Genomic DNA, 21389 nt, shown 5'->3' on the forward strand with positions numbered 1-21389 from the left:
TTTTGATCTCCGGCAGTTGCACCGATTGCTGGCTGAAAAAGCGCTGAATGCAGGTCGGCGCACCCTCAAACGCAGGTCGCTACATCTATCCGGTGTTTTGAACGATCCACAAAAGCCACGTCGCTACGCGCCGAAGCGGCCCTGGGCTTGCTGGCGGAAGGCTTTTGGCGTCATGCCCTTCAGTTCGAGAAAACGGCGGTTGAAGTTGGCGACGTTGTTGAAGCCGGCGTCATAGCAGATATTGGTGACGTAGCGCTCGGTCTCCATCAACAGTTCGCAGGCCTTGTTGACGCGCAGGCGGTTGACGAAGTCGGTGAAGCTGTTGCCCGTCGCGCTGCGGAAAAAGCGCGAGAACATCCGCTCCGGCATGTCCAGCTGCTGCGCCAGTTCCTTCATCGAAAACTGGCTGGCGTAGTTCTGCACGATGAAATTGATGGCGGAGCTGATGCGCGCCAGCGCGGCGTCGTCGTCGGTCGATTGCATCGGGATCGTCGACAGCAGCTGGTAGTCGCTGCTGCGCGCCAGTTCGCCCAGCAGCGTGAGGAATTCGATGAAGCGCGGCAGGCCGGCGCTGTCGCGGATGCGCATGAAACGCTCGTGCGCCTGCGCGCTGATGTTGAAAAATTCGATGCCGTGCAGCGCCCGGTGCAGCAGCGGCAGGATGCTTTTCACCTCGGGAATCACGCCGGCCAGCGTTTCCAGCGGCGCATGGGCGAACTGGATCACCATGTCGCGCAGCTCGACGCCCTCTTCCGGCGTGTCGATCGAGACCCAGTTGTGCGGCACCCGCGGCCCGGTCAGCACCAGGTGGCCGGGCGCAAACTGGCCGATGTAGTCGCCGACGAAGACCTTGCCGCTGCTTTCGAGGATCAGGTGCAGCTCGTATTCGTCGTGGTAGTGCCAGCGCACCAGCGAGCTGGGAAAGCCGTGTTCGAGGTAGCGGATGAAGCCGAACGTCCCCTTCGGCTCGAAGCCCTGGGTGGCGTCGCGCTCGCGCTCATGCTCGAGCTGCAAGGCGTGGTGGGCGCTTTTTGGCGGCATGTCTCGGTCTCCATCGGTGTGCGCCGCGGCGGCGGTGCGAGTATCCGCACTGTCGTAGGTCGGATGAGCGAAGCGTAATCCGACAATGTTGGCCGGAGCGAGACGCGCTGCTCCCGGCCAACGTTGTCGGGTTACGCCGTTCCGGCTAACCCGACCTACGAAAACTGTCGTTGGCTTGACGACAGTATAGCAAGCCGCGGGTCGCTTAAAACAGCGGTTTCAGGCTGGCGTACAGCGCGCGGTAGCGCTCGAAGCGCGGCAGCAGCGCCGCGTGCCATTGCGGGTCCGGTTCGATCACTTCTAGCACCGGCGGCGCGTAGCAGACGTCGGCCACCGTGCGTTGCGGCTCGGCCGCCAGCAGCCCCAGCCTCGCCGCGCCCAGCGCCGCGCCGACGTGGCCGCCGCTGTTCAGGCTGAGCGGCAGGTCCAGCGCGCTGGCCAGCAGGCGCGCCCAGTAGCGGCTGCGGCTGCCGCCGCCGACCAGCGCAGCCATCGCCGGGGCGCCGCCGGCGTCGCGCAGCGCCAGCAGGCTGTCGCGCAGCCCAAACGCCACGCCTTCCAGCACCGAGTAGCCGAGCAGCGCGCGGTCGGTGTCATGGCGCAGCCCGAAAAACACGCCGCTGGCGTGCGGGTCGTTGTGCGGCGTGCGCTCGCCCGACAGGTAGGGCAGGAACAGCGGCGCGGCGCCGCGCGCGGCCTCGCCGGCGCCTTCGATTTCTACCAGCAGCGCGGCCTCGTCGGCGGCGTGGCTCAGCTGCGCCACCCAGCGCAGGCAGCTGGCCGCCGACAGCATCACGCCCATCTGGTGCCATTGCCCCGGCAGCGCGTGGCAAAAGGTGTGCAGGCCCTGCGCCGGGTCGGGCCGGTAGCCGTCGTTGGCGGTGAAGAAGACGCCGGAGGTGCCCAGCGAGAGGAAGCCCTCGCCCTGCGCGACCACGCCCATGCCGACCGCGCTGGCGGCGTTATCGCCGGCGCCGCCGGCCAGCACCACCGGCGTGGCGATGCCCCAGGCGCGCGCCAGTTCCTCTTTCAACACGCCGCCTGGCGCCGAGCCTTCGACCAGGCGCGGCATGTGTGAACGGTCTAGGCCGCAGGCGTCGAGCATGGCGTCGGACCAGTCGCGCCGGCCGACGTCCAGCCACAGCGTGCCGGACGCGTCGGACAGGTCGGAGATGAATTCGCCCGTCAGCAAATAGCGCAGGTAATCCTTCGGCAGCAGCACCGTGGCGGTGCGGCGGAACAGTTCCGGCTCGTGTTTGGCGACCCACAGCAGCTTGGGCGCGGTGAAGCCGGGCATGGCCAGGTTGCCGGTGATCGCGCGCAGCTGCGGCGCGCGCCGTTCCAGCTCCGCGCATTCGGCGCCGGAGCGCACGTCGTTCCACAGGATGGCCGGACGCAGCACCGCGCCGGCGGCGTCCAGCAGCACCGCGCCGTGCATCTGGCCGGACAGGCCGATGCCGCGCAGCGCCGCCAGCTCGCCCGGGTGGCTGGCGGCCAGCGCGCCGACCGCGTCCAGCGTGGCGCGCCACCAGTCGGCCGGGTCTTGCTCGGACCATTGCGGCCGCGGCCGGCTAATGCTCAGCGGCGCGTGGGCGCTGCCGACGACGCGCTGGGCCGCGTCCATCAGCAGCACCTTCACTTCGGAGGTGCCGAGGTCGATTCCAAGGTACATGGCGGCCTCCCCTTTAGCGCGCCAGCGCGTGGTTCAGCGCATCATTCAGCGCAACCCGCGCGCCGTCGCGGTACAGGCGCGCCAGCGCGTCCGCCACCTCGGCAACGAAGCGCGGCGCCTCGCTCAACTCGCCGAACAGCTCGCGCATCGACAACAGCGCGGCCGGGTCGGCGCCGCCGCGCAGCGCGTGCTCGCGCAGCCGCTCGGCGTACGGGTCGTTGATCGGCATCGGCCGGCCCTGCTCGTCGCTGCCGTTCAGGTAGCGGAACCAGCAGGCCACGGTAAAACCGAGCAGCTTGACCGGGCCGCCCAGTTCCAGCTGTTCGCGCACCGACGGCAGCACGAATTTCGGAATGCGCGCCGAGCCTTCGGTGCCGATGCGCGACAATTGGTCGCGGATCGCCGGGTTGGAAAAACGCTCGATCAGCGTGCGCTTGTAGTCGGCCAGGTCGATGCCCTCGACCGCCGGCAGCAGCGGCGTCACCTCGATGTCCATCATGTCGGAGAACAGCTGGCGGATGCCGGCGTCGGCCATCGCCTCGTGGGCGAATTCGTAGCCTAACAACATGCCGATGTAGCACAGCGACTGGTGGCCGGCGTTGAGCAGGCGCAGCTTCATTTTTTCGTAGGGCAGCACGTCGCCGGTCATTTGCGCGCCGACTAGTTCCCACGCCGGGCGCCCGCCCGGGAAGTGGTCTTCGATCACCCATTGCTTGAACGGCTCGGTCATCACCGGCCAGGCGTCGAGCAGGCCGAATTTTTCGCGCAGCAGCGCGCGGTGTTCGTCGGTGGTGGCCGGGGTGATGCGGTCGACCATGCTGTTCGGGAAGGCGCAGTGCTCGGCCAGCCATTCGCTCAGCGACGGCGAACGCAGCGCCGTGAAGGCCAGCAGCATCTTGCGGGCGACGTCGCCGTTGTTTTGCAGGTTATCGCAGGACATCACGGTGAACGGCGCCAGCCCGCGCACGCGGCGCCGCGCCAGCGCCTCGGCCAGGTAGCCGAACGAGCAGCGTGGCGTGTGCGGATTGGCCAGGTCGTGGACGATGTCGGGGTGGCTGGCGTCGAACTCGCCGCTGCCCTGGTTGATGTAATAGCCGCCCTCGGTGATGGTCAGCGAGACGATGCGGGTGGCCGGATCGGCCAGCTTTTCCAGCACCGCGTCAGGGTCGTCCGGCGCGTACAGGAATTCCAGGATCGAGCCGACCACCCGTGGCACGTCGCCGGCGGCGCTGCGTTCGACGACGGTGTACAGGCAGTCCTGCGCCAGCATGGCGTCGCGGATGGCGGCGTCGTGCGGCAGCAGGCCGACGCCGCAATAACCCCATTGCTGGTGGCCGGGCAGTTGCAGCAGGTCGTCCAGGTAGAGCGCCTGGTGGGCGCGGTAAAAACCGCCCACGCCGATATGCACGATGCTGCGCGCCACCGCGCCGCGGTCGTAGGACGGGCCGGGAATGCCGGACGGCAGGCCGCCCAGCGCGGCCTGGTTCAATTGCACGGTCGCCTGCGTCATCACGCCGCTCCTTTCGCGACGTAGCCGCAGGTATTGCCGAGGCGGTCGAAATGGTGCACGAAGTCGTGTTCGAAACTGAGGTGGGTGCGGTCGCCCGGATGCAGGAAAATCCGTTCGCTGCCGCGCGCCACCACCTGGATGTTGTTTTCCAGGCGCGCGTAGACCAGCGTCTCGACGCCCAGCGATTCGACCATGTCGACGCTGGCCGGCAGGCTGCCGGGCTGCGCCGCCGCCAGCACGTGCACGTGTTCCGGGCGGATGCCGACGAAGCCGTCGGTGGGCGCCCCGGCGCCGGCCATTTCGGCCAGCCGCGGCAGGCCGGCGGATGGCACCACGTTCATGCTCGGGGTGCCGATGAACTGCGCCACGAAGCGGTTGGCCGGGCGATCGTACAGTTCCAGCGGCGAGCCGTGCTGTTCGATCTGGCCGTCGCGCAGCACCACCACGCGGTCGGCCAGGGTCATCGCCTCGACCTGGTCGTGGGTCACGTAGATGGTGGTGGCGCCCAGCTCGCGGTGCAGCTTGGCGATTTCAATGCGGGTCTGCACGCGCAGGGCCGCGTCCAGGTTCGACAGCGGTTCGTCGAACAGGAACACCTTCGGGTCGCGCACGATGGAGCGGCCGATGGCGACGCGCTGGCGCTGGCCGCCGGACAGTTCCTTCGGCGTGCGTTCCAGGTATTTTCCCAGGTCGAGGATGGCGGCGGCCTTGTCGACCTTTTCGCGGATCACGGCGCGGTCGACGCCGGCCAGTTTCAGCGCGAACGACATGTTCTCGAACACCGTCATGTGCGGATACAGCGCGTATGACTGGAACACCATCGCCAGGTCGCGCTTGGAAGACGGCAGGTTGGTGATGTCGCGCCGGTCCAGGTGCAGGCTGCCCTTGTCGATCGGCTCCAGGCCGGCGATCAGGCGCAGCAGGGTCGACTTGCCGCAGCCGGACGGGCCGACGAAGACGACGAATTCGCCCTTCTCGATTTGCAGGTCGATGCCCTTGATGGCGTGGTGGTCGCCGAAGAATTTTTCTATGTTGCTCAGTTGCAGGTAAGCCATGATCGATGTCCTATTCTTATATATACGGTACTTATTTGACTGCGCCGAAGGTCATGCCTTGCACCAGTTGCTTCTGGCAGAACCAGCCCAGCGCCATGATCGGCGCGATCGCCATCAGCGAGGCGGCCGACAGCTTGGCCCAGAACAGTCCCTCGGGGCTGGAGTACGAGGCGATCAGCCAGGCCAGCGTGCCGGCGTTGGAGGCGCCCAGGTTGAGCGACCAGAACGACTCGTTCCACGACCAGACCATGCACACCAGCGCGGTCGAGGCGATGCCGCCCACCGACAGCGGCAGCACGATGTAGCGGAACTCGTGGAAAACGGTGGCGCCGTCCATGCGCGCCGCCTCCAGGATTTCGCGCGGCAGCTCGCGCATATTCGTGTACAGCAGCCAGATCATGATGGGCAGGTTCATCAGCATGAACATCACGGTCAGGCCGACGCGGGTGTCGAGCAGGCCGAAGTACTGGTAGCAGATGTAGATCGGCATCAGCGCGCCGACGCCGGGCATGTAGCGCGAGCTGAGCATGAACTTCAGCAGGCCGATGGTGCCGCGGGTCGGGAAGAAGGCCATCGAGTAGGCCGCCGGGATCGCGATGGCCAGCCCGACCGCCGTCGAGACCACGCTGGTGATCAGCGAATTGAAGGCGTAGCCGAGGTAGTGGTCGCGTCCCATGACGTCGCGGAAGCTCTCCAGCGTCGGCGTGAAGAACAGCAGCGGCGGCGTGGCGATCGCCTGGCCCTCGGTCTTGAAGGCCATCAGGCCGAGCCAGAAGATCGGGAAGAACAGCAGCAGCGCGAAAAACCAGGCGGCCACGGTGCGCGTATGCAGGACAAGTTTATTGTTCATCGGTGTCTCCTTATTTCGCCAGGTTCTTGCCGATGACGCGCATCAGGAAGAAGGCCGCGATATTCGCCAGCAGCACCGCGAACAAGGCCCCGGCCGAAGCCGCGCCGATATCGTAGGACAGCAAGGCTTGCTGATAGATCATGAAAGTGATGGTGGTGGTGTCGAAGCCCGGACCGCCGCTGGTGGTAGTGAAGATTTCGGCGAACACCGACAGCAGGAAGATCATTTCAATCATCAGTACCACCGAGACCGCGCGGCCAAGGTGCGGGATGTACAGGTAGCGCAGCTTCTGCAGGTAGTTGGCGCCGTCCATGCCGGCCGCCTCCAGCTGTTCCTTGTCCATCGATTGCAGCGACGTCATGAAGATCAGGCAGGCGAACGGCAACCACTGCCACGACACCATCATGATGATGGCCAGCAGCGGGAACGCCGACAGCCAGTCGATCGGCGTCAGGCCGAAGAACAGGCTGACCTGGGCGAACAGGCCGTAGATCGGGTTGAGCAGCATGTTCTTCCACATCAGCGCGTTCACCGCCGGCATCACCAGGAACGGCGAAATAAGCAGCACGCGCACGATGGCGCGGCCCGGGAAGGCTTCGTTGATCAGCAGGCCGAGCGCGGCGCCCAACACCACCGTGATGGCCATCACCGAGAACATCAGCACGAAGGTGTTTTTCAACGCCGGCAGGAAGGCGCCGTCGGTGAAGAAAAAGTGGAAGTTCGCCAGTCCGTGGAATTCGTGCTCGCCGGGGCTGAGCATGTTGAAGCGAATGAAGGCGTAATACAGGGTGATCAATAGCGGGACGATGGAAATGACGGCCACGGCGAGCACGGCCGGTGTCAGCAAGGTCCGAGGTATGAGTCGTGTCATAAGGTTCTCAGGTGCGCAGAGGGACGCCGGCCCGCGGGCGGGACGGCGATGAAACAGCGGCGCTGGAGCGCCCGGGGAGTCGCTGCAAACCAGCGGCGTAAGACCGGGGCCGGACGGGGACGCCGTGTCCCCGGGGGTCTGGCCCCGGCTCAATGCCGCTGGTTCGGTTTGGCGTAGTTGGCCCGTCGGGGCGCGCCGAAACCGTTTATTTGTAATACCCGCCCTTGCGCATTTCGCGGTCGGCCGCTTGCTGGGTGATTTCCAGCGCCTGGTCAACCGTGACCTTGCCCAACAGGGCCGCGGTCATTTGCTGGCCGGCCGCCACGCCGATCGCCTGGAATTCGGGGATCGAGGCGAACTGCACGCCGATGTACGGCGACGGCGGCAAGGTGCTCTGGTTCGGCCGGCCGGTGGCGATGGCCTTGCCTTCGGCGGTGGCGAACTTGGCCGCTTTGACGAACTCCGGCGACGCGTAGGTCGACTTGCGGGTGCCGGTCGGCACGGTGGCCCAGCCGGTCTCTTTCGCCACCAGCTTGATGTACTCTTTCGAGGTGGCCCAGTTGATGAACTTTTGCGCTGCCTCGGGCTGCTTCGAGCTCTTCGGAATGGCCAGCGACCAGGCCCACAGCCAGTTGGCGCCGCGTTCGGTCACCGCGACCGGCGACTGGGCGAAGGCGACCTTGTCGGCCACTTTGCTCTGCTTTGGGTCGGTGATGAACGAGGCGGCGATGGTGGCGTCGATCCACATGCCGCACTTGCCTTCGTTGTACAGCGCCAGGATTTCATTGAAGCTGTTCGAGGACGAGCCCGGCGGGCCGAAGTTTTTCAGCAGGTCGACGTAGGTGCCGACGGCGTCCTTCCATGGCTTGCTGGTGAATTGCGGCTGCCATTTCATGTCGAACAGCTGGCCGCCGAAGGAGTTGGCCATCGTCGTGATCAAGGCCATGTTGTCGCCCCAGCCCGGTTTGCCGCGCAGGCAGATGCCGTACACGCCGTTGGCCGGGTCGTGGATCTTGGCGGCCACGGCGCGGATGTGCGCCCAGGTCGGACGGTCTTCGATCGTCATGCCGGCTTTTTTAACCAGGTCGCTGCGGTACATGATCATCGAGCTTTCGCCGTAGAACGGCGCGGCGTACAGCTTGCCGTTCAGCGACAGGCCGTCGCGGATCGACGGCAGCAGGTCGTCGACGTCGTAGGCGGCGTCGGGTTTGATCGGAATCAGCCAGTCCTTCTTGGCCCAGATCGGCGTTTCGTACATGCCGATCGTCATGACGTCGAACTGGCCGCCCTTGGTGGCGATGTCGGTGGTCATGCGCTGGCGCAGCACGCCCTCTTCCAGCGTGACCCATTTCAGTTTGATATCGGGATTGGCTTGCTCGAAGAATTTGCTGAGCTTTTGCATCTCGATCATGTGGCCGTTGTTGACGGTAGCGATCACCAGGTCGGTGGCGGCCACGGCGGCGTTGCTGACACAGAGTACAGCTGCGCACAGGGCGCCGCTTGCGATACGTTTCATGTTGTTGTCTCCAGTTTTTATCTTTGGCGGTACAAGGTCTGCACCACGTAGACAATGTATCACTCGGCTTCGATACTTTCTGATACTGGAAAACCTAGTGTCGATACTCTTTTGCACAGGGCTTTGGCGGCGCCACCGCGACGCTCGATGACGGCCGCCACTTGATATTTCTTGGCGGGGGGAGCGGTTTTTAAGATTTTCGACTTATGCAATAACGCCAACTTCAGCCCGGTGGAATTACGATATAATCGGCCCGGCATGGCACCTGGCCATGCGGTTTCGCTTTCCTTCAACACCTACTCCACAGCAGGAACTTTTATGCTCATTCTTCACGGTTATTGGCTGTCGCTGGCAGCTTACCGCGTGCGCGTCGCGCTCAAGCTCAAAGACGTGGCGTTTGAGGAACGCATGCATGACCTGTCCTGCGGTCATCAGCATGAGTCGGTGTTTCGCGCCCTGAATCCAGCCGGCGCCGTGCCCGCGCTGGAAGGCGGCACACCCGAACCGCTGACGCAAAGCCTGGCGATTTTGGAGTGGCTGGAAGAAACCTACCCAACAATGCCGCTGCTGCCGCCAGACGCCGCCGGCCGGGCGCGCGTACGTGCAATGTTCTTGTTGACGGCGGCCGATGCGCATCCGCTAGTGGTGCCGCGAGTGCAAAAGCGCCTGGCCACGCAGTTTGGCGCCAGCGAGGCCGCTGGCCGCGAATGGGCGGCGCACTGGTTTACCGAAGGCCTGGCCGCTTACGAAGCACTGCTTTCCGATGGCGCGACGCGCTGCCATAACGAAATGCTCAGCCTGGCCGACCTGGCGCTGGCTAGCCATTTGATTGGCGCAGAGCGTTTTGGCATCGATATTTCAACATTCCCCCGCGTGGCAACGGTCGGCGCGTTGCTGTTCAAGCTGCCGGAATTTGAATCGTCGCATCCGCGCCATCAAGTCGGCGCCGTGGCGACCTGAAGGCCCATGCCGGCATACCGGCCGCGGTTACCCGGGCGCCGAGCGCGAAGCGACACTGACAGAGGCGGTCGTGCGCACCACTTTCGCGTTGACCGCAAAAACTGCCGGCGACTACTTGCGGCGACTCGCATTCTTGACATAACCAGGCCTACCGGCCCGCCGAAACGCGCAACCCGGGGGCATACTGGTGCGCTAGTTACCCAGCACAGCCTGGCGCCGCGGCGGCAGGGAAAATCAATGTGAATTCAATCAGATCGGCATGGGTCCGCACGTTGATGGCACCACCGTGCAGATCCATGATGGCACGCACAATCGAGAGCCCAAGTCCGGTCGATCCATAGGCGTTGCTGCGCGCCGCGTCCGCGCGAAAGAAGCGCTCGAACAAGCGATCCAAGTGTTGCGGTCCGACCGGTATTCCCCTATTCGCCACGCGAATTTCGGTCGCGCCGTCGCGTGCGATTGCGCGCAGCGTAACAGTGCTGCCTTGGTCGGCATGGCGCACCGCGTTCGATACCAGATTGGCCAGCGCACGGCGCAGCAAATTAGGATCCGCCCACACCTGGCCATCGCCAACGCAATCCAACCGCAATCCGCGCTCGTCGGCCATGCCGCTGAAAAAATCGCAGGCATTTTGCAATTCGCCCAGGGCCGACAGTTGCTGGCGCGCCAGCACCACGTCGTCTTGCGCCGCGCGCGCCAGAAATAGCATGCTGCCGATCATGCGCGCTAGCCGCTCCAGTTCCTCGATGTTGGAGGCGATCAGTTGCTCGTACTCGGTGGCGGTACGGGCATTGGCCAGCATGACTTGGCTTTGAACCAGCATATTGCTAATCGGCGTGCGGAATTCGTGGGCGAGGTCGGCGGAAAAACTGGACAGGCGCAGGTAGCCTTCCTGCAGCCGGGCGAGCATGGCGTTAAACGCTTCGATCAGGGGCCTAAGTTCGGATGGCGCCGCGTCCACGTCGAGCCGCTGGGCCAGCGTGCCCGGCTTCACCAGCGCGGCTTGCTGCGCCAGGGTGCGCAGCGGACGCAGGCCGCGCCGCAGTATGAGCGCCGCCAGCAGCGCCGCCAGCAACGCGCTGACCAGAACCGCGCCGGCGATCTGGCCCCGGTACCGGGCCAACATCGCGCTACGCTCGGCGTAGACACGCGCGACGATCACCGTCACCTCGCCGCCGCCGAGGCGCGCGCTGCCGGCGATAACCCTGCCGGGAGCGTTGCGGCTACTCGACCAGTGGGCGATCGACGCTGGACCCGGCGCCCATCCGGCCGACGCCGGCACAGGATACGACTCGCCAGACGCGTTGATGTCGACCAGCACCGCCCCGCCGGGCGCCAGCAAGCGTACTAGTGAGTTCTCCTGGCCGCTCATCGTATCGCGGAAATAGTCTGGCTGAGAGCTGACCAGTTCGGCCGCGCCGGGGCGCCCGAGCAGCATCTGTACCTGGCGCAGCTTGCCCAACAGCTGGATGTCGTCGCGCCGCTCGAGTTCGCCGACGAAAGCCCGATACAGGTACATACCCAGCCCGGCGGCGGAGAGCGCGACCACCAGCACGAACATGGCGGTAACCCGTAGCGTCAGCGACTGGCGAAGTGAATGACAAGACGCGGCCTTCACGCAGACGCTTCCTCGTCGCACACATAACCCATGCCACGCCGCGTATGGATTAACTTTCGGGGGAAGGGATCGTCGATCTTGCGTCGCAAGCGGCGCACCGCCGCATCGATGACATTGGTGTCGCTGTCAAAATTCATGTTCCACACTTGGGAGGCGATCAGTGAACGAGACAGCACTTGGCCCTGGCGGCGCGCCAACAAATGCAGCAAAGCGAACTCTTGGGCCGTCAATGTGATCGTCACGGCGCCGCGCCGCACACGACGCCGCAATACGTCGATATCCATGTCGCCGATTTGGATCAGGTCTTCCTCGCGCGCCGGGCCGCGCCGTAACAGCGTGCGAATCCGCGCCACCAGTTCGACGAATGCAAACGGCTTCACCAGATAGTCGTCGGCGCCCAGTTCGAGGCCACGCACCCGGTCCTGCACCGCGTCACGCGCCGTCAGAAACAGCACCGGGATCTGCGCGGTCGCCGGGTCGTCGCGCAAGGCGGTGAGAACCTGCCAGCCATCCATACGCGGCAGCATGACGTCGAGCACGATCAAGTCGGTCTCGCCTTCGCGCGCAATCGATAAACCGTCGCGCCCGTTGCGCGCAAGCTGCGTGGAGAATCCCGACTCGCTCAAACCGCGCTGCAGATAGTCGCCGGTTTTCGGCTCGTCTTCAATTACCAGGATAGTCATGGGCACAGGCACCGGATAAACCCACATTGTATGCCGATCGAAGCTGCTCGAACATGACGAAACTGTCATCCGGCGGTCAGGATTGCGTAGTGCGGCGAGTGGGAAAATGGCTGCCATACCAACTGACCAAGGAACATCATGCGCAAACCGATTATCCTGATGACGACGCTGGCGACGCTGGCAGCGCTTCCGGCGGCGGCCCAATTTCGCGATTTGCCCGAATTGACGCTGGAGGCAGCTAACCGCCTGGCCGGCAGCGCCATCGAGACCTGCCGCAGCCAAGGCCGCGCGATCGTCGTCTCCGTGCTCGACCGGGGCGGCAACTTGGTAGCGTTGCAGCGTGCTGACGGAGTTGGTCCGCACAATATCGAAGCCAGCAGGCGCAAGGCATACACCGCTTTATCGACCAAAAACGCCACGCTCGACCTGGCGCGCCAAGCGCAAGCCAATCCTGACGCCCGCAATTTGGCCACCTTGCCTGAATTGCTGCTGCTGGGCGGCGGCATACCGCTGCTGGTAGGCGCTCAGCCCGTAGGCGCCATCGGCGTCGCCGGCGGTGGCGGCGCGTCCAACGATCACGCCTGTGCAATAGCCGCCATCCGTACTCTGCCCGGCCTGGATCAGCCCCATCCCACCCTTTGATCCCTTCCACAACCATTTAGGAGAACAGCATGAAACGAATTAAACAACTGGTACTTGCTTGCGCACTGGCCTCGACCACGGCCCTCGCGGCGGCCGCGCCCAACCCGCTCAGCGTCCATGTGCTCGACCTGCAAAGCGGCCAACCGGCTGCCGGTGTTGATGTCACCCTGGAGCAGCACGTGGGCGAACAGTGGCGCCAATTGAGCACCGGCGCCACCAACGCGCAAGGCCGGATTCCCGCCCTTTATCCCGCCGACAAAAAAATGACGGCCGGCGAATACCGGATTGTTTTCAACATCGGCGAATACTATGCGCGCTACGGGCGAGCGACTTTCTTTTCCCGCGTACCTGTCCAGTTTAGCGCGGATGCAACGGCTGAGCACTACCATATTCCTTTGCTTCTGAGTCCGTTCGGCTATTCGACCTATCGCGGCAACTAAGGCTTATGTAGGCCGCGGCGCCCGGCCGCGGGACCTGGCACGGCAGCTGGGAGGGGTTTCAAGCCGGGTCGCCGCCGCCCTCGACGATGGCGTTCACTCGGTCGAGGAAGTCGATGTAGTTGATCGGCTTTTCGATATAGCCGTCGCAGCCGGCTTCCAGCAGCCGCTCGCGGTCGCCCTTCATGGCGAACGCCGTCAGCGCCACCACCGGCACCGCGCGGGTGCGCGGGTCGGCCTTGAGTATCCGGGTCGCCTCGATGCCGTCCATGCCCGGCATCTGGATGTCCATCAGGATCAGGTCGAGCTGCTCGCGCCGGGCGATGTCGATCGCCAGCGGCGCCCGGTCGGCCTCGAACAGGATGTGGCCGCAGCTCTCCAGCAGCGTTTCGACCAGCGTCATGTTGGCCGGCGAGTCTTCGACAATCAGTATGCGCGCCATGGCGCCCTCCTCAACGTGGGTCCGGCGCAGCGTCGTGCTGCTGCAGGGCGCGGTTCACTTCGCGCAGCAGTTGTTGGCGGTTGAAGCTGCCCTTTTTCATGATGCGCACCACCTGGCCGTTCAGGCGCACGCGCTCGGCCTGGCCGACCGTGTCGCCGCTCAGCACCAGCGCCGGCACGCCGGCCGTCTCGGGCAGCAGTCTCAGCGCGTCGATCAGCTCGAAACCGCTGATGTCGGGCAGCAGCAGGTCGACGATGATCAGGTCGGGCGGGTCGCTGCGCGCCAGCGCGATGGCGCTGTGGCCGTCCGGCGCGCACAACACCTTGTAATTGAGCCCGCCTAGCAGGGCCGCCACCCGCGCGCTGGCGGCGGCGTCCTCGTCGACCAGCAGCACGGTCGGCGCCAGCGCGCTGTCGCCGACCAGGCCGAGCGCGTAGACGGCGTCGATCAGCGCCTGGTGCTGGATCGGCTTTTGCAGCAGTTGCGCCGCGCCCAGCGCGCAAGCCTTGAGTTCCTCGGCGATCAGCGAGACGAGCAGCACCGGCGTCGGCCCCAATAGTGGATTGGCCTTGAGCTGTTCGAGCACGTCCCAGCCGCTGGCGCCCGGCAGCACCAGGTCGAGCGTGATCAGGTCGGGCGCGCCGTGCTCGGCCAGCGCCAGCGCGCTGGCGGCGTCGGCCGCCAGCGCGACTTCGAAGCCGATGCTTTCGAAGTGCAGGCGCAGCAACGCGGCGGCCTGGACGTCGTCCTCGATCACCAGCACGCGGCGCCCGCGCGGCGGCTCGACCGCGCCCGGGCCGGCCAGCGCGCGCCACGGCAGCCAGACCGAGAACTGGCTGCCCATCCCGGCGCCGCTGGCGACGCCGACGGTGCCGCCGTGCAGCGCCGCCATGCGGCTCACCAGCGCCAACCCCAGGCCGCTGCCCTCGTGGTGGCGGGCCATCGACGAGTCGAGCTGGCGGAAGCTCTGGAACAGGTGGCGCATGTCGTCCGGGTTGACGCCGATGCCGTGGTCGCGCACGCGAATTTCCAGCCACTGCTGGAACTGGCCCGGCGGCAGCGGCAGCACCCGCGTCGTCATGCCGGCCGGCGCGCCCTGGCCGACCCCGGCGCGTCCCAGGCGGTGCGCCGACAGCGTCACCTGGCCGCCGTCGGCGCTGAACTTGACCGCGTTCGACAGCAGGTTGTAGGCGATCTGCTTGAGCTTGCGCAGGTCGAACATGGCCGCTTCCAGCTCGCCGCAGGGCTCGAAGGCGAACGTCACGGCGCGCTTCGCCGCACCCTCCAGCACCAGGCTCAGGCAGCCGCGCAGCAGCGCGTCCGGCTGCACCGGTTCGAGTTCCAGTTCCATCTTGCCGGCTTCGACCTTGGACAGGTCGAGGATGTCGTTGATCAGCGCCAGCAGGTGCTTGCCGCTGGTGACGACGTGGCCGACACAGACCTGCTGCCTCTCGCTGAGCGGTCCCACCACGCCGCCGCGCAGCAGGTCGGAAAAGCCAATGATGGCGTTGAGCGGGGTGCGCAACTCGTGCGACATATTCGACAGGAACTCCGACTTGAGCCGGCTGGCCTCCTCCAGCTGGCGGTTCTTCTCGTCGATCTCGCCCTGGCGCTCTTGCAGCGCGCGCACCGCCAGTTCCAGGTCGCGGTTTTTCTGCTCCAGGATGGCCAGCAGCTCGGCGCGGCTGTCGGCCAGCGCGCGCGCCGCGCGCATCTCGGCGGCTTCGCGCTCCTTGGCGCCGAGTTCGGCGCGCACGCGCCGGCGATCATCCTCGAATTGCTTGCGCCGCAGCTGCGCGCGCACGCGCGCCTTGAGCACGTCGAACTCGCTCGACTTGAGCACGTAGTCGTCGGCGCCGATGCTCAGGCCCTCGATCATGGCGTCACGGTCCTCCATCGCCGTGAGCATGATCAAGGGGATGTCGCGGGTGGCCGGGTCGGCCTTCAGGCGGCGGCAGGTTTCGGTGCCGCCCAGGCCGGGCATGATGCGGTCGAGCAGGATGCAGTCGACCGCCTGCGCCCGCACCATCCGCAGCGCCTCCTCGCCCGAGTGCGCCAGGATCACGTCGTAGCCCTCGCCCAGCAGCACCTCGGCCTGCACGCGCAGGTAGCTTGGGCTGTCGTCGACGGCCAGGATGCGGGTTGCGCCGAGCAGGCCGGCCGCCGGCTGGCAGGCGCCGTCGCCGGCCTTGCGCAGCACCGCCTCGAGCCGCGCCAATATCATCGCCAGGCCCTCGTCCTTGCGCACGAAGGCGTCGGCGCCGCTGTCGAGCGCGTTCAGCTCGGCGCCCTGCCGCTCGGACGCGGTCAGCAGGATACAGGGGAGGTGGCGCAGCGCCGCGTCCAGGCGCAGCTTGCGCACCACGCCGTGGCCGTCGATGCCCGGCAGGACGGCGTCGACCAGCACCGCCGCCGGCCGGTACTGGCCGATGCTGCGCAGGCCCTCCTCGCCGCTGGCGGCGCCGGCCACCGCGTAGCCGCGCGCGCGCAGCGCCTCGGCCAGCTCGCCGCGGAAGGTGGCGCAGTCGTCGATTACCAGGATCGTCGCCGGCGCCGCCGCGGCGGAGGCCTGCTCCAGGTCGGCGCGCGCCGTCAGGCTGTCGTCGACGATGGGGACAGGCGGCAGCGGGCCGGCGTTCATGGCGCCTGCGCCAGCGCGACCAGCGCCAGGCCGATGCCGGGCAGCGGCAGCACCCGTCTTGCCGTGTTCGGCAGCGCCGTCATACGGCCGGCTCCGCCACGCGGCTTTGCCAGACGCTGGCGGGGGCCCGGTCAAGCATGGACGCGGGCATCGCGGCGAGCGCCTCGAGCGGTAGCGGGCGCGGGGTGTCGCGCGCGTGGCGCAGCGGCAGCGCGTACGCCAGTTGACCGCCGCGGCACAGCGGGAACGACGTCGATAGCGCTGGCTCTGGCTCTGGCGCGTTCTGCACTGTCAGGCTCCCTGTTCGGCAGCGGCGGCGTGGGCCGGCGCACAGTCGGTTTCGTCAATCAAGCGGGTTTATTTCCCAGCAATACTACACCCAGTCTTGCCCAACATAACTAATTTTCATCAAAATGCGCGCACCCCGGCGCGGAAAGAAAGTATCGACTATTGCGTGGGTAGTATCAAGGCCGGCGCGGGATCGTTGCTAGACTTTCCCCAACGGTGCCAGAGCGCATCGCCTACCCACAGACAAGGAGATTTCAATGAAGCTCGACACCCGCGCCAGCGCGCACCACGGCCGTCCGCGCGGCAAGGCAGCGGCGCCATGAACCGGCTTGCATCGAAACACGCGGTGCTGACCGGCGCCGGCGGCGGCATCGGCCTGGCGGTGGCCGAGGCTTACCTGGCCGAAGGCGCGCGCTGCAGCGTGGTCGACCTGGCGCCGACGCCGCCGGCCGCGGCGGCGGCACTGCTGGCGCGCTATCCGGACCAATTGTGCTACCTGGCCGCCGACGTGCGCGACGCCGGCTCGGTCGGCGCCATGCTGGCGGCCGCCGTCGAACGCCACGGCCCGGTCGACATCCTGTTCAACAACGCCGCCGTGTTCGACATGGCGCCGCTGCTGGAGTCGGACCTGGCGATGTACCAGCGCCTTTTCGACGTCAACGTCAAAGGCATGTTCATCGTCATGCAGCAAGTATTGCAGGGCATGGTCGACGCCGGCCGCCGCGGCGCCATCATCAACCTCGCGTCGCAGGCCGGACGCCGCGGCGAGGCGCTGGTGTCGCACTACTGCGCCAGCAAGGCCGCCGTGATCAGCTACACCCAGTCGGCCGCGCTGGCCATGGCGCCGCGCGGCATCCGCGTCAACGCCATCGCGCCGGGCGTGGTGGACACGCCGATGTGGGGCCACGTCGACGCGCTGTTCGCCCGTTATGAAAACCTGCAACCGGGCGAGAAGAAGCGCGCGGTCGGGCTGGCGGTACCACTCGGGCGCATGGGCACGCCGGCCGACCTGGCCGGCACGGCGATCTTCCTGGCCAGCGACGATTCGGCCTACATCACGGCGCAGACGATCAACGTCGACGGCGGCTCGGTGATGAGCTAGCCGTCCGCGTATCCATTAGTAGCAGCAACACCGCGGCGCCACCCCGGCGCCGCGGCGGTACCCTTATGTCCCGAGCAATCGTTTAACACATAGTCAACACATAAAAATATAACCAGGAGACACACCATGAATCGCACGATGTTGAAAGTTTTACCCGCCGCCATCACCCTGGCGCTGGCCTGCGGCAGCGCCGCCGCCGGCGACGAAGAAGGCTTCCACGGTTACTTCCGGGTCGGCGCCGGCAGCACCAGCGGCGCCGGCGGCCCGCAGGGTTGCTACGGCCTGGGCGGCAACACGATGAAGTACCGCCTCGGCAACGAATGCGACGCCTACTTCGAGGGCGGCTACACCAAGGAAATCGCGAAGAGCGGCGGCGTCAGCTACGTCGCCACGGTATGGGCCAACATCTACAGCCCGAACTCGGACTTCGGCGACAAGAAACTGGGCTTGAACAAGGCCTATATCGAGGCCAAGGGCCTGGACTTCCTCAACGGCGGCACCGCCTGGATGGGCAAGCGCTTCTACTACCGTCCCGACATCCACATGCTGGACCTGCAATACATCAACTTCAACGGCACCGGCGCCGGCCTCGACCAGATCCAGGCCGGTCCGGGCAAGTTCTCCTACGCCTTCTTCAAGGACAACGACACCAACACGCTCGACGCCAACGGCAAGGTGGTCGGCACGCCGTCGGCGATCCGCCAGAACTTCATCTACGGCGACGTACCGCTCAACCCCAACGGCACCTTCGACGTCGCGGCCACCATCATCACCGCCGAGGGCAAGGACGACGACGCCCTGGGCCAGAAGCACAACGGCTGGCAAGTGTCGCTGTTCCACAAGCAAGCCAAGGTCTTCGGCGGCGCCAACACCTTCGGCGTGCAGTACGGCGTCGGCCCGGGCACCGGTATCGGCGTCGGCAATTCGCGCATGGGCGCCTCCGGCTACACCTCGCTGGGTTCGGACGTGAAACGCGCGCGCGTCTTCAACGACCTGTGGGTCCAGCCGACCGAGAACATGGGCATGGAAATGGTCGCCCTGGTGCAAAAAGACAAGTCCGACGCCGGCGGCTCGTCGACCTGGACCTCGCTGGGCGTGCGCCCGGTCTACGCCTTCAACCAGAACCTCAAGATGGTCGTCGAACTGGGCACCGACCGCGTCACCGACAGCCGTGGCCCGACCAAGCGCCTGACCAAGCTGACGCTGGCGCCGACGATCTCGGCCGGCCCCGGCCTGTGGTCGCGTCCCGAGCTGCGCGCCTTCGTCACCTACGGCAAGTGGAACGATGCGGCGACCGCCTCGGTCAACGCCTCCAACAACTCCGGCCCGATCTACAACAACAACACCAGCGGCACCTCGTTCGGCGTCCAAGTGGAAAGCTGGTTCTAAACTGTGGATAAAAAAATGCGCGCCCGGTTGGCGCGCATTTTTTTTGGGGCTTTTACGTTCCCGGCGTTCTTACTTCACGCCAAGCGGCAACTCTGGATACTCCTGGCTCAGCGCATATTTCACGCCGCCCACGGTGACGCTGTAATTCGACGGCCCTGAAATTGGCAGCCGGTAATTCAGCGTCAACGCCACCGACGCGCCCGGCGCCAACGTTTGCCATGCCGGCAGCGCGAAGCGGGCGTGGTTGAAGTTGGCCTTGAAGCCCCCGATATTGTTCGGCCCGGCATAACCGGCCACGGTGGTGGTCAATCCGAAACCGGACTGGTCGCTCAGGTCGGACGGCGCCGACACCGGGTAGTCGAACTCGAACACGGTGCCGCCCGGCAGCGTAACCGCCGAGTTGTTCTTGACCGTCATCACCGGATTGATCGGGTAGTTGCTGTCGCCCGGCTTCCACGAACCGAGCGTGATGCCAACGTTGGCGGCGCTGGCGGGCAGCGCTCCCTCGGCGCGCCTGTTGCCGTAAGGTCCGGCGGTCTTGAGCGCGTCATACAAGGTGTTGGTCAGCGTGTAACCCATGCCGTACTGGCCCTTGCCACCGTTCTTGCTCGCGTCCCAGGCATAGTCGCCGGCCATCTCCCAAATCATCACGCCACCGATATTGTTATTGATGATGTACTGCGCCTTGGCGCCGATCGATTGCGTGGTCTCGGTCGAGATAAACACTTTTTTGGTCGCGTTCCACAACCACGGCGCCGCCATCGTGCTGCTGTAGTACGGCACATAAGTGCCGACGATGGTTTTATCGGTGACCTTGTAGGCGTCCAGGTAGTCCGGAACGATGCCGTTTTGCAAGTTCAGCGCGTGCCACAACGGGTTGCCGCCGCCGGGCACCGGCTTGCCTTGGCTGTCGAGGTCGAACCAGACGTTGTCGATGCCGGTCGCGCCCATGCCGCAGGTTTTGACGCCTGCGCAGGTGACGGTGGAGCTGGTCAGCGCGGTGGTGCCCCACAGGCCGTTGGTGCCGCCGGTCACGTCTTTCCAGCCGCGGGTGTAGTACGGCACGCCGATGTTGATGCGCCCCGCCTGCATCGCGCCGCGGTAGTAGCGGTAGGCCCAGTCGGTGTTCAGATAGCCGATGCCTTGGTACTGGTAGGCGTTGCCGGCCTTCAGTTCGGCGTCGTTGCCGTCGTCAAACAGGGCGGCGTTGGGACCGACGTACTGGTTCCAGGCGCCGTGCAAGTCGTACGACATCAACGTGGCGTAGTCCAGGTACTGCAAGCCGGACATGTTTTCCTCGCCGCGCAAGATCCAGCCTGAAGCCGACCCGGCAATGGTTAACATGTAATACTTGTTGTCCTGCACCGAGGCCGCGTCGAGCTTCTGGCGCACCGTTTTCAGCAGCACATTGTAGCTGGCCATCAGGCCGTTCAGGCGCGGTTTCGAGATCGCGAAGTCGATCGGGTTGCCGGCCTCGGCGTTGGTGGTCGGGTGCTCGTAGTCGACATCGATGCCGTCGAAGAAGCTGTACTGGCGCAGGAACGCCACCATCGAATCGGCCAGCGTGTTAATGCCGGCGCTGTTGAGCGAGCCGTCGGCGTTGGTGGTGGCGGTGTAGAAGCCGGTGCCGCCAGCCCAGCCGCCGACCGAGATCAGCACTTTGATGCCGGGGTGCTTTTTCTTGTACTGGGCCAGCAGGTTGAAATGCCCCTTGTACGGCAGCGACGGGTCCATCGCCGCCGCCGGCACGGCCGGCCAGGTCAGGCCGGTTTCCGGATTGGTCGGGCCGCTGCCGATGGCGATTTTGGAGGTGGCCGGATCGACGGACGCGAACGCGTAGTTGAGGTGGGTGATCTTGTCCCACGGCAGATTGTTGACCAGGTAGGCCGGGCTGCCGTCCACGCCGGTGCGCCAACTGGTGAAGTAGCCGATGATGCGGCGGTTCAAACCGTTGGCGAGGATTTCGCGGCCGTTGGCATCGTAGACTTTGCAGTACGGCACGCTGGCGACGCTGGAACTCAGACCGTCGGGACGGCATGGCGTCGGGGTTGGAGTTGGCGTTGGCGTCGGGGTTGGCGTTGGCGTCGGGGTTGGCGTCGGGGTTGGCGTTGGGGTGGGCGTTGGTGTCGGCGTTGGTACGCCACAGCTGTCGGCGCTGACGCCGGTCCATGCTTGCTGCCAGGCCCAGCCAATGCCAGGCTCGTAAGCGGCATTTCCGGACGAGCACCAGCCGGCGACGGTGCAGCTGTAATTGCCGCCGGCGTGCGACACGGTTTGGCCGGCAATGTAGCTTGAGCCCGCGACGTAGGGCACGCAGTTCGGGGTGGGAGTCGGCGTTGGGGTAGGCGTCGGGGTCGGGGTCGGGGTCGGGGTCGGCGTCGGCGTCGGCGTCGGCGTACCCGACGCCAGCGCCCATGGGCCGGCCTCATTGGCCGCGCTCGGCACGTCCCCTTTCGTCCACCACTTGGCGTTGTACACCGCGCCCTGGTAGTTGGCGCACTGGCCGCCGGTGTAGACGGTGGCCGCGTCCCAGTCGACGCAAGAGACCGTAGTCGAGGCCAACAGTTTGGTCTGCGGCCCGGTTTGCGCCTCCTGCCCGCCGCCGCAAGCGGCAAGCATGCCGCTCAGGATGGCCATCAATAATGCACTGCGTTTAGTATTCAATTTTGTCT

Annotated in this window: 18 protein-coding genes; 5 read left to right on the top strand and 13 right to left on the bottom strand. The window is 65.8% G+C overall.

The window, feature by feature from the left end; translation table 11 throughout:
* Positions 1 to 123: 123 nt before the first annotated feature.
* The 8 genes from JANGC3_RS0111115 to JANGC3_RS32590 form a co-directional block, all read right to left on the bottom strand.
* On the bottom strand, positions 124 to 1041 hold the full coding sequence (locus JANGC3_RS0111115; RefSeq protein ID WP_017876564.1) for a helix-turn-helix domain-containing protein: 918 nt from the start codon (positions 1039 to 1041) through the stop codon (positions 124 to 126).
* Between the two features lie 205 nt (positions 1042 to 1246).
* Entirely contained in the window at positions 1247 to 2713 is a 1467-nt protein-coding gene (xylB, locus tag JANGC3_RS0111120; RefSeq protein WP_026132850.1) for a xylulokinase, read from the bottom strand.
* A 13-nt stretch (positions 2714 to 2726) separates the two neighbouring features.
* Entirely contained in the window at positions 2727 to 4223 is a 1497-nt protein-coding gene (locus JANGC3_RS0111125) for a mannitol dehydrogenase family protein (protein ID WP_017876566.1), read from the bottom strand.
* On the bottom strand, positions 4223 to 5278 hold the full coding sequence (locus JANGC3_RS0111130; protein WP_017876567.1) for an ABC transporter ATP-binding protein: 1056 nt from the start codon (positions 5276 to 5278) through the stop codon (positions 4223 to 4225). Before JANGC3_RS0111130 ends, JANGC3_RS0111125 begins: the two co-directional genes overlap by 1 nt.
* Before the next feature lie 31 nt (positions 5279 to 5309).
* Positions 5310 to 6128: a carbohydrate ABC transporter permease gene (locus JANGC3_RS0111135; protein ID WP_017876568.1), complete on the bottom strand. Its 819-nt coding sequence runs from the start codon at positions 6126 to 6128 to the stop codon at positions 5310 to 5312.
* Positions 6129 to 6138: 10 nt separating this feature from the next.
* Positions 6139 to 6999 carry a carbohydrate ABC transporter permease gene (locus JANGC3_RS0111140; protein ID WP_026132851.1) on the bottom strand — a complete coding sequence of 287 codons (861 nt, stop codon included), beginning with the start codon at positions 6997 to 6999 and terminating at the stop codon, positions 6139 to 6141.
* Positions 7000 to 7204: 205 nt separating this feature from the next.
* On the bottom strand, positions 7205 to 8515 hold the full coding sequence (locus JANGC3_RS0111145; RefSeq protein WP_017876570.1) for an ABC transporter substrate-binding protein: 1311 nt from the start codon (positions 8513 to 8515) through the stop codon (positions 7205 to 7207).
* Positions 8516 to 8574: 59 nt separating this feature from the next.
* On the bottom strand, positions 8575 to 8808 hold the full coding sequence (locus JANGC3_RS32590) for a hypothetical protein (protein WP_157406570.1): 234 nt from the start codon (positions 8806 to 8808) through the stop codon (positions 8575 to 8577).
* Between the two features lie 25 nt (positions 8809 to 8833).
* Between JANGC3_RS32590 and maiA the strand changes: the two genes are divergently transcribed.
* Complete coding sequence (gene maiA / locus JANGC3_RS0111150; protein WP_017876571.1) at positions 8834 to 9475, top strand: maleylacetoacetate isomerase; 642 nt, start codon at positions 8834 to 8836, stop codon at positions 9473 to 9475.
* A 196-nt stretch (positions 9476 to 9671) separates the two neighbouring features.
* On the opposite strand, the gene JANGC3_RS0111155 is transcribed toward maiA, so the two are convergent.
* Together JANGC3_RS0111155 and JANGC3_RS0111160 are read right to left on the bottom strand one after the other, a co-directional pair.
* Positions 9672 to 11114 (bottom strand): heavy metal sensor histidine kinase, encoded by a 1443-nt coding sequence (locus tag JANGC3_RS0111155; protein ID WP_327075980.1) that lies wholly within the window; start codon positions 11112 to 11114, stop codon positions 9672 to 9674.
* Positions 11090 to 11776: a heavy metal response regulator transcription factor gene (locus tag JANGC3_RS0111160; protein WP_017876573.1), complete on the bottom strand. Its 687-nt coding sequence runs from the start codon at positions 11774 to 11776 to the stop codon at positions 11090 to 11092. Before JANGC3_RS0111160 ends, JANGC3_RS0111155 begins: the two co-directional genes overlap by 25 nt.
* Before the next feature lie 138 nt (positions 11777 to 11914).
* Between JANGC3_RS0111160 and JANGC3_RS0111165 the strand changes: the two genes are divergently transcribed.
* Positions 11915 to 12418, top strand: coding sequence for a GlcG/HbpS family heme-binding protein (locus tag JANGC3_RS0111165; protein WP_017876574.1), 504 nt, complete (start codon positions 11915 to 11917; stop codon positions 12416 to 12418).
* A 29-nt stretch (positions 12419 to 12447) separates the two neighbouring features.
* Entirely contained in the window at positions 12448 to 12858 is a 411-nt protein-coding gene (uraH, locus tag JANGC3_RS0111170) for a hydroxyisourate hydrolase (protein ID WP_017876575.1), read from the top strand.
* A gap of 58 nt (positions 12859 to 12916) precedes the next feature.
* On the opposite strand, the gene JANGC3_RS0111175 is transcribed toward uraH, so the two are convergent.
* Together JANGC3_RS0111175 and JANGC3_RS30795 are read right to left on the bottom strand one after the other, a co-directional pair.
* A complete protein-coding gene (locus JANGC3_RS0111175) occupies positions 12917 to 13297 on the bottom strand; it encodes a response regulator (protein ID WP_017876576.1) in 381 nt (126 codons plus the stop codon).
* A gap of 10 nt (positions 13298 to 13307) precedes the next feature.
* Positions 13308 to 15938, bottom strand: a complete 2631-nt coding sequence (locus JANGC3_RS30795; RefSeq protein ID WP_017876577.1) for a response regulator — start codon at positions 15936 to 15938, stop codon at positions 13308 to 13310.
* 607 nt (positions 15939 to 16545) lie between these two features.
* Between JANGC3_RS30795 and JANGC3_RS0111190 the strand changes: the two genes are divergently transcribed.
* Both JANGC3_RS0111190 and JANGC3_RS0111195 read left to right on the top strand, forming a co-directional pair.
* On the top strand, positions 16546 to 17328 hold the full coding sequence (locus JANGC3_RS0111190; protein ID WP_026132852.1) for an L-iditol 2-dehydrogenase: 783 nt from the start codon (positions 16546 to 16548) through the stop codon (positions 17326 to 17328).
* 126 nt (positions 17329 to 17454) lie between these two features.
* Positions 17455 to 18717: a maltoporin gene (locus JANGC3_RS0111195; protein WP_026132853.1), complete on the top strand. Its 1263-nt coding sequence runs from the start codon at positions 17455 to 17457 to the stop codon at positions 18715 to 18717.
* Between the two features lie 69 nt (positions 18718 to 18786).
* Here the strand turns inward: JANGC3_RS0111195 and JANGC3_RS29080 are convergent, their stop codons facing one another.
* Entirely contained in the window at positions 18787 to 21381 is a 2595-nt protein-coding gene (locus tag JANGC3_RS29080) for a chitinase C-terminal domain-containing protein (protein ID WP_269746238.1), read from the bottom strand.
* Positions 21382 to 21389: the final 8 nt, after the last annotated feature.

Source organism: Janthinobacterium sp. CG3 (assembly GCF_000344615.1).
In the GTDB taxonomy this organism is placed as follows: Bacteria; Pseudomonadota; Gammaproteobacteria; order Burkholderiales; family Burkholderiaceae_D; genus Janthinobacterium.